The organism is Acidimicrobiales bacterium (assembly GCA_035533095.1).
Taxonomy (GTDB): domain Bacteria; phylum Actinomycetota; class Acidimicrobiia; order Acidimicrobiales; family Palsa-688; genus DATLUM01.
The window spans coordinates 1-7,991 of record DATLUM010000021.1 but is presented as its reverse complement, the minus strand read 5'-3'; the positions used below and the strand labels follow the sequence as shown (position 1 = coordinate 7,991).

Below are 7,991 nucleotides of genomic sequence, written 5' to 3'. Positions count from 1 at the left end.
GCGGCTGCGGGGAGAAGTGGCGTAGAGGAGGTGTATGGCGTGCCTTACCTGGACGTAGGGGACGACGTTTGCTGAGACGTTTGCTGGATTCACCACTTCTCCCCACTGATCACCGCGATTCGCCGCAAACAGTAACCAGGGGCTCTCAGCCTGTCAATACCCTTACCACAACATGTAGTGAGTGCCTTCGGGCACACGATGCCAGCGAACGCATGATGTTGAGATTGGAGCGGGGAAAGACCCTAGATGTGGGGGCGGATGGTGATAGTGGCGAACATCAGTTTGGGTGCAAACTATTTTGGCGCAGGACCTCTTACCGGTCGTCTTCACCCACTTCGCTTGAGCCGCCCAAGCCTTTTGGCCGCTCCGGCGCATTGCCTGATTAGTGAATTGGGTGGAAAGAAAAAGGACCGTAGCGGTGCCCAACTACCGCACGGTCCTCGACTGCTGGTTTCTCGATTCCAGGTTTCGGGTTACCGGACCAGGTTCAGATGTGCGGTCAGGAAACTGGCCGGACACACCCGGACAAGCGTGAAAACCGGGCAAGCCTAGACCCGGAGGGAAGCGAAGTCAAGCCGCCTCGAGCTGGCTGAGCACGAAGGCCATCACGAAGGCCTCTTCCCGCCAGGACTCGTAGCGGCCGGACGGCCCGGCATGGCCGGTCATCTGCGTTTTCAGGATCAGCGGCCGCTCGCCGGCGCTCAGCGTGCGCAGCCTGGCCGCCCATTTCGCGGGCTCCCAGTACGAGACCCGCGGATCCGTCCATCCTGCCGTGACCAGGATCGCCGGGTAGTCTGCCGGGTGAACGTTGTCGTATGGGGAGTAGCTCTTCATGTACCGGTAGTAGTCCGGGTCGGCCGGGTTGCCCCACTCTTCGTACTCGCTGACCGTCAGCGGCAGCTTCTCGTCGAGCATGGTGGTCAGCGCGTCGACGAAGGGAACCTGCGCCACGGCGCACGCGAACAGGTCCGGCCGCAAGTTCATTACGGCTCCCATCAGCAAGCCGCCGGCGCTGCGTCCACGGATGGCCAGGCGCTGCGGGTTCGTGTATCGCTGCTGGACCATGTGCTCCGCGCACGCGATGAAGTCGGTGAAGGAGTTGCGCTTGTGGAGGTACTTGCCGTCCTCGTACCACTCACGACCCATCTCTCCCCCGCCCCGAACGTGCGCGATGGCGAACACGAACCCGCGGTCGAGCAGGCTCAACCGCGCGGGGTCGAACATCGGGTCGATCGAAATTTCGTACGCGCCGTACCCGTACAGCAGCGCGGGGTTGGAACCGTCGCGCTGCAGCCCTTTGCGATAGACCAGCGACAACGGCACGCGCACGCCGTCAGGCGCCGTCGCCCACAGTCGCTCGGTCACGTAATCGGCGACGTCGTAGCCGCCCCGCACCGGCTGCTGCTTGACGACCGTCCGGACGCGCGTGCGCATGTCGTAATCGACGGCGGAAAAGGGCGCGGTCAGCGACGTGTAGAAGTAACGCATGACTGGCCCGTCGTAGCTCGGGCTCGAGCCAGGGAACGCCGTGTACGTGGCGTCGGGCTGCTCGACGACGTGCATGTCGCCGTTGCGGCAGTCGAGGACCTCGAGGCGCTGCAGGCCATTCGACCTCTGGCCGAGCACGACATGATCTCGGTGCACGTCGGTGAAGTTGAGCCGTACGCCCGGGCGCTCGGCTACGACCTCGGCCCATGACGAGCGGCCGGGCGAGGAGATCGGCGCCCCCATCAGGCGGAAGTTGCGGGCCCCGTCGTTGGTGAGGATCAGGAACCGGTCCTCCTGCTGGTCGACTGAATATTCGACACCGGCGCGACGCGGCTCGATGACCACGGGCGCAGCCTCTGGATCGCCCGCGGAAACAAAGCTCCACTCGCTGGTCTCCTGGCTCGCGCTGCTGAACAGGATGTAACGCTCGCTCTTGGTGAGCTCGACGCTCACCTCGAACCGCTCGTCGTCCTCCTGCACCACGAGCGCGTCATGTTCAGGCGCAGCGCCGATCCTGTGCCGCCAGACCTGGTAAGGCCGCATGGCGGAGTCGGGCTTGACGTAGAAGAACGTCCGACCGTCTGCCGACCAGGCGGATCCGTAGTAGACCCCGCTGATCATGTCCTCGAGGTCTTCGCCACGCGTGAGGTCGCGAAACCGCAGCACGTGCAGCTCGGACCCGTCGATGTCCGCGGCGTAGGCGACGAGATTCTCATCGGGGCTGCGCTCGACGTAGCCCAGGTCGAAGTAGTCGTGCCCTCGGGCGAGCTCGTTGGCGTCGAGCAGCACCTCCTCGGGCGCATCCATCGAGCCGCGCCGGCGACAGTAGATCTCGTAATCGAGGCCCTCGACCGTGCGCGTGTACGTCCACCAGCCCTTGAAAAACGTCGGAGCCGAGCTGTCCGTCTCCTGCACGCGGCCCACGATCTCTTGATAAAGCGCCTCCTGCAGGGCGGCCGTCGGAGCCATCACCGCGTCGCAGTAGGCGTTCTCCGCCTCCAGGTAAGCACGCACCTCCGGGTCCTGCCTGTCGCGCAGCCAGTAATAGGGGTCGACCCGGCGGTCGTCGTGGGCCTCCAGGGCATGCGGGCGACGGGTGGCGGCGGGGGCGCCCGGGATCCGGGCGGGGGTGCTCATCCCTCAAATCGTGGCAGGTCGTTACCCCTGGCCGGGATCGCCCGTCATGTAATCCATGGCCCTCAGAACGTGCTTGATCGGCATGGCGGCGGCATGTCTTCTAGGCTGCGGGTCCGCAGCCCCGGCCGCCCCCCAAACCCTGGTCCTCCGTGAGGCCGACGCCGGCAAGACCGTTCAGGCGCGAATCGGCGACACCGTCCAGGTCAAGCTGGTCGAGAGCTTCCCGGTGCCGGGGTCGTCGCTCGTGTGGGACGTCAGCAGCTCGGCCCCATCGGTGCTGGCCGCCGGCAAGGTCACGCGGGACCCCGCCGAGCGGCCGCGCATCGGCCAGGTCGCCTACACCGCGGAGTTCAGCGCCAGGGCCGGGGGCCAGGCACAGCTCATCGCCCGCGGCTCCACGACCTGCGAGGCGATGACGAAGGAGGGCTGCCCGAACCGCGACTTCACGGTCGTCGTCAACGTCTCTTAGGCCCCGGCTTCTCGAGGCCGTCCCAGGACCAGTGCGGGACGGCCTCGCCGGCCGGCACCTCGGACCCGGCCGGCGAATACGCGAGGACCTGGTCGACCGCCCACTCCATGTAGGCGCGCAGGCTGGCCCGTAGAGCTCGGTCGTCCGGCAGCTTCGCGTCATCGGCCGCCATCACGAAGCACGTCACGAAGCGCTGACCCAGGTCCTGGCCGGCGCCCTTGCCGGCATGAATCGCGAGCATCGCCGGCTGGCCGCCATAGGACTCTGAGTATCGTGGCGGGCCTCCGAACACCTCAGCCCAGTAGTCGGCGAGCCTCTGGATGTGATCGGGGTTCGTGCCCTGCGAGAAGGGATGGTTCAGTTCCGGGTCGTCCAGGCAGCGCCGGTGATGGGCGGCGGCCAGCGCCAGGAAGGCGCCACTGCCCCCGGCAAACTCGAATATCGACGGCCTTCCGCCGGACGAGTCGGTCATCTCGCGCCGGACTGGCCCGGTCGAGCTCCGCCCAGCTCGAACGCCTTCTTCAACATCCGCTGGACCTGCGGCCGCGCCGCGTCGGCGGGCGTTCGCAGCGTGATGGAGCGCATCTCCTTGCCGCCGCCCTCGAGCAGCCCGCTCCCATCGTCGAGCTCTCTGCCGCGATAGAAGAAGAGGTTCGAGTGGCCAGGATACGTGCCGATCCCGACCACGTTCGCGCCGTCGACGGCGTAGCGGGCGATCTTCCACATGAACGTCGCGGAGCGGGGAGCCGCACCCTGGTAGGCGACCTCGATCGCCCCGGCGGCGATCGCCTTTACCGCCCTTCGCGCAGCCTGCAGCGTGGGCCGCACACCCGGCGGCACCTCTTTCAGGTGATCGGCGACGGAACGGGGCGCCGTGGCCTTCGTCTTGCCTCTCCTAGCCGCCAAGGCCGCCCGCGATAGCGCCGAGGATCAGGAGCGGCTCGGCCCCCGATGCGACCTCGTCCGGGAGCGGTGCGTCGAGCGCGATGTCGGACAGGTCCTCCTCGCACGCGAAGAACCTCAGCAGAGGCCGGCGCTTTTTGGTCACCGCGTCCCTGATCGTGCCGCGCAGGGCCGGGTAGCGGGCTTCGAGCGCGTCGAGGACCGAGCGCTGCGTCACAGTGCCCCCCACCTCCAGCTCCACCATGCGGCCGGAGCCTGCCAGGGCCTGGAGGTTGGCCGGCAGGGCGACCCTGATCACGGAATCGTCTGGACCTGGACCGACAGCACCGCGGGCAGGTCGCGCACGATCGCCTCCCACGAATTGCCGTCGTCGGCCGACCCGTACACCTGGCCGCCGCTGGTGCCGAAGTAGATGCCGCACGGATCAAGCTGGTCGGTCGCCAGCGCGTCGCGCAGCACGTTGACATAGCAGTCTTTCTGGGGAAGCCCTTTCGTCAGCGCCTCCCACTCGTCGCCGCCGGTTCGGCTGCGGTACACGCGCAGCTTGCCTTCTGGGACGTAGTGAAGCGAGTCGCTGGTGATCGGGATGACATAGACGGTGTCCGGCTCGTTCGCGTTCACGTCGATCGCGAAGCCGAAGTCGGACGGCAGGTTCCCGCTGATCTCCCGCCACGACTCCGCCCGGTCGTCCGTTCTCATCACGTCCCAATGCTTCTGCATGAACAGCACGTTGGGTCGCGACGGATGCATCGCGATGCGATGGACGCAGTGACCCACCTCCGCATCCTGATCGGGGATGTGATTGGAGCGCAAGCCGTGGTTGACCGGCTTCCACGATTTGCCCTCGTCGTCCGTGCGGAAGACGCCGGCCGACGATATGGCGGCGTAAATCCGGTTGGGGTCGGTGGGATCGATGACGAGCGTGTGCAGGCACAGCCCGCCGGCGCCCGGCGCCCAAGAGGGCCCCGTCTTCTGCGTGCGCAGGCCTGGAAGCTCGTTCCACGTCTGGCCGGCGTCGGTGGTCTTGAAGAGGGCGGCGTCCTCGACTCCCGCATAGACGGTGTCGGGATCGGTGAGCGAGGGTTCGAGGTGCCACACGCGCTTGAACTCCCACGGGTGCGGCGAGCCGTCGTACCAGGTATGGGTCCCGGGCGTGCCCTCGTACTGGAACTGGTTGCCTACGGTCTCCCACGTCTCTCCCGCGTCGTTCGACCGGTGCATCACCTGTCCGAACCAGGCGCTCGATTGCGAGGCGTACAGCCGGTCGGGGTCGGCCGGCGAGCCGTTGATGTGAAAGATCTCCCAGCCGGCAAAGTGAGGGCCCGCGACGTCCCATCGCTTGCGGCTCGCGTCCGAGCTCAGGATGAACGCCCCCTTCCGTGTGCCGACGAGTACCCGTACCTTGCTCATTCGCGTCACCCCTCCTCGGATCGCGTCATTGTCGTGGAACCCAGAACCGGGATTCTAAACCGAGCCCTGGAACACCCGGCGAGATGCCGGCGCGTCAAGGGCTGCCGACCGTGAGAACGACATTGCCGGTCTTCTGCCCGGTCTCGACGTACCTTGTCGCCTCGACCACGTCGTCCAACCCATAAGTCCGGTCGATGACCGGCCGGTACTCCCCCGCCTCAATGAGCCGTTCGAGGAACTCGACATCCTGCTTGGTCTGTCGAGGTGGTATCTGGAAGATCACTTTCTTGTCTCCGATCCGTGACGTCCACAGCGCCCAGGCGAGATTCGCGAACCCATCGGTTGGGAGGTAGATGCCGCCCGGCTCAAGAGAGCCGCGGCACCGCCTGAACGAATGCTTGCCGACCGCGTCGAAGATGACGTGGTAGGTCTTGCCGCTCCTGGTGAAGTCCTCTTGGGTGTAGTCGATCACCGAGTCCGCGCCCAGCGATCTCACGAGCGCAAGGTTCGTCGTGGTGCAGACCGCGGTGACGCCGGCACCGAAGTGCCGTGCCAGCTGCACTCCCGCAGTGCCGATGGCTCCGGATGCGCCGTAGATGAGGATCCGGCGTCCCTGGCGGAGATCTGCCTGTTTCAGACACGTCAGTGCATTGAGCGCTCCGTCGGTGGCCGGCGCGGCCTCCGTGAACGCCATGCCGGCCGGCATGAGCGTGATCCGCGCGCTCTCGCGCATGCACATGAACTCCGCGTGGGCACCGAACCTGAGTCCGCTGTTGCCGAAGACGTGGTCGCCGACCGTGAACTCACGGACTGCCGGTCCGGCTGCTTCGACCACTCCGGCAAATTCGCTGCCGAGGATCCGCTGCCTCGGCCGTCGGAGGCCGGAGACGAGTCGGCTGAGGAACATGACCCACGGGCCGCTGTTGCGATTGGCTTCGCGGGTGTGGGCGTCCAGCCGGTTGACCGTCGTCGCGTGGACCCTGATCAGCACGTCGTCGTCCTTGGGGACGGGCCGCTGGACATCTTCGACTCGCAGCACATCCGGCGGCCCGTAGGTGTCGTAGACGACTGCTCTCATCGGTCTCCCGCCATTCTCATGCCCGCAGCTTGCACCCTGGTGACTTCCTTCCCTTGAGCGTGTCCCGTTTGGACGTACCGGATGGCGTCGAAAGCCTAGCTAAGCCGGTAAGTCGTCGATACCCCGTCCGTCGACGCGAGGAAGACGACGAACTGACGCCAGGAGGTCCGTGTGGCTGTAGGCCAGACAGCGGGTCCCAGGTTGCCGCCTGGATGGTCTCGTCAAGGCAATGATCGGGCCGTACCGCTTCTTGAAGTCTTGCGACAAGAGCCAGAACACACCGGGCCAGCGCGACGGCGGCCACCGTCACATCGCACGCTTCCGAACCGAGATAGGCTTCAGGAGGGCGGAGTCGTAGCAATCGGGCTGACTGCAGGCGCTGTGCGAGTCGAGAACCGAACGGTCGACAACATCCTGTCGAAGTCAGCCAGGTTCGCCTGAACAACCAGCAGAGTGAACGCGAGCACGTAGATCCGATAGCAGTACGCGCCTGGCTTGATTGTCGTGATGGCAGTGACGAAGTTTCCATCCGGCGAGAATAGGTCTGCCACATACCGGATGGCCGGGACTCCGTCCACCTCGATGCTGGCTTGGCTTATCAGCTTGGTGTTTGGTCCCAGCCAGTATTGGCAATTCGCACTTACGCCAACGAAGATGGCATCTGGGCGCATGTAGGTCGGCGCGCCCGCAGCCTTGTCTGTTGAGAAGTAGTGCTCGTCTCCAACGCCAAAGCTTCCAAGATCAAACCAGGTCGGAGGGTACTGAAGGGAGTAGCCATAGTCTGCGGACGAGTACGTTTTCCAGCCGTTCGCAGACGGCGATGGCGACTCGGACGGAGTTGCCAAGCCACTCGGAGATTGCGTTGGAGATAGGACTGCGCTGGGCGAGGGGGAAGCAGCCGCTGTCGGCGAGGTTCCTCCGCACCCCTGAATGAATAGAGCGAAACCAAGCGCAGCGAGGGCCGACGCCTTCCGCGACTTCTGCCTCACGACCATCCAATTGGGATTTTGTCTCTAAGGCCTGAGGCAAGGCAGAGGCAATCGGCCTCTTGTGGCCAGGTCATGCGTATGCAGCGTAGTCCGAGGCTGAAGGCGGACTGTAGTCCTTGAGATCAAATCGCCGTGTCACGACGCAGTCGCGTCGAACCGTGTCGCAGCCGTGTCACACCTCGATAGCGGTTCTGGCGAGAGAGCACCCGCAGTCGCTGTGCGATTCGTATTCAGAAATGCCCTCTCGCGAGGGGCTGGTGGGCCGAGGGCGGACTGTAAGCCGGGTTCTGTATCCCTTTCGGGACGGTGACCATCTGTCTGGGACGCCGGTCTCCCGGCCTCTCTAGCGACCGATACCCGAGGGCTCGGCGAGCCACCGTGATCGCCCTCCTATTTGGTCTTGCTCCGGGCGGGGTTTACCTGGCCGGCCGGTCACCCGGCCGCCGGTGGGCTCTTACCCCACCTTTTCACCCTTACCCGACTGCAGCTCTCCGGAGATCGTTGCAGCCGGGCGGTA

Annotated in this window: 7 protein-coding genes and 1 other RNA gene; 1 reads left to right on the top strand and 7 read right to left on the bottom strand. The window is 65.5% G+C overall.

Annotated features, from left to right (window positions below):
* Positions 1-570: 570 nt before the first annotated feature.
* Entirely contained in the window at positions 571-2,625 is a 2,055-nt protein-coding gene (locus tag VNF71_02615) for a S9 family peptidase (protein HVA73443.1), read from the bottom strand.
* Between the two features lie 55 nt (positions 2,626-2,680).
* On the opposite strand from VNF71_02615, the gene VNF71_02610 reads away from it, so the two are divergent.
* Positions 2,681-3,094, top strand: a complete 414-nt coding sequence (locus tag VNF71_02610) for a hypothetical protein (GenBank protein ID HVA73442.1) — start codon at positions 2,681-2,683, stop codon at positions 3,092-3,094.
* Here VNF71_02610 and VNF71_02605 read toward each other — a convergent pair.
* From VNF71_02605 to rnpB, 6 genes are all read right to left on the bottom strand, one after another.
* Complete coding sequence (locus VNF71_02605) at positions 3,081-3,566, bottom strand: hypothetical protein (GenBank protein HVA73441.1); 486 nt, start codon at positions 3,564-3,566, stop codon at positions 3,081-3,083. The two genes, VNF71_02610 and VNF71_02605, sit on opposite strands and share 14 nt — an antisense overlap.
* On the bottom strand, positions 3,563-4,000 hold the full coding sequence (locus tag VNF71_02600; protein HVA73440.1) for a DUF1801 domain-containing protein: 438 nt from the start codon (positions 3,998-4,000) through the stop codon (positions 3,563-3,565). The genes VNF71_02605 and VNF71_02600 overlap by 4 nt, the downstream gene beginning before the upstream one ends.
* Positions 3,990-4,295, bottom strand: a complete 306-nt coding sequence (locus VNF71_02595; GenBank protein ID HVA73439.1) for a MoaD/ThiS family protein — start codon at positions 4,293-4,295, stop codon at positions 3,990-3,992. Before VNF71_02595 ends, VNF71_02600 begins: the two co-directional genes overlap by 11 nt.
* On the bottom strand, positions 4,292-5,407 hold the full coding sequence (locus tag VNF71_02590; protein ID HVA73438.1) for a hypothetical protein: 1,116 nt from the start codon (positions 5,405-5,407) through the stop codon (positions 4,292-4,294). Before VNF71_02590 ends, VNF71_02595 begins: the two co-directional genes overlap by 4 nt.
* A 94-nt stretch (positions 5,408-5,501) precedes the next feature.
* On the bottom strand, positions 5,502-6,485 hold the full coding sequence (locus VNF71_02585; GenBank protein ID HVA73437.1) for an NAD(P)-dependent alcohol dehydrogenase: 984 nt from the start codon (positions 6,483-6,485) through the stop codon (positions 5,502-5,504).
* A 1,249-nt stretch (positions 6,486-7,734) separates the two neighbouring features.
* An RNA gene (gene rnpB / locus VNF71_02580) (RNase P RNA component class A) lies at positions 7,735-7,991 on the bottom strand; the annotation flags it as partial.

Coding starts and splice junctions, on each gene's coding strand:
- VNF71_02605 (HVA73441.1), bottom strand. CDS start 3,566: ATGACCGACTCGTCCGGCGGAAGGCCGTCGATATTCGAGTTTGCCGGG.
- VNF71_02590 (HVA73438.1), bottom strand. CDS start 5,407: ATGAGCAAGGTACGGGTACTCGTCGGCACACGGAAGGGGGCGTTCATC.
- VNF71_02585 (HVA73437.1), bottom strand. CDS start 6,485: ATGAGAGCAGTCGTCTACGACACCTACGGGCCGCCGGATGTGCTGCGA.
- VNF71_02615 (HVA73443.1), bottom strand. CDS start 2,625: ATGAGCACCCCCGCCCGGATCCCGGGCGCCCCCGCCGCCACCCGTCGC.
- VNF71_02610 (HVA73442.1), top strand. CDS start 2,681: ATGGCCCTCAGAACGTGCTTGATCGGCATGGCGGCGGCATGTCTTCTA.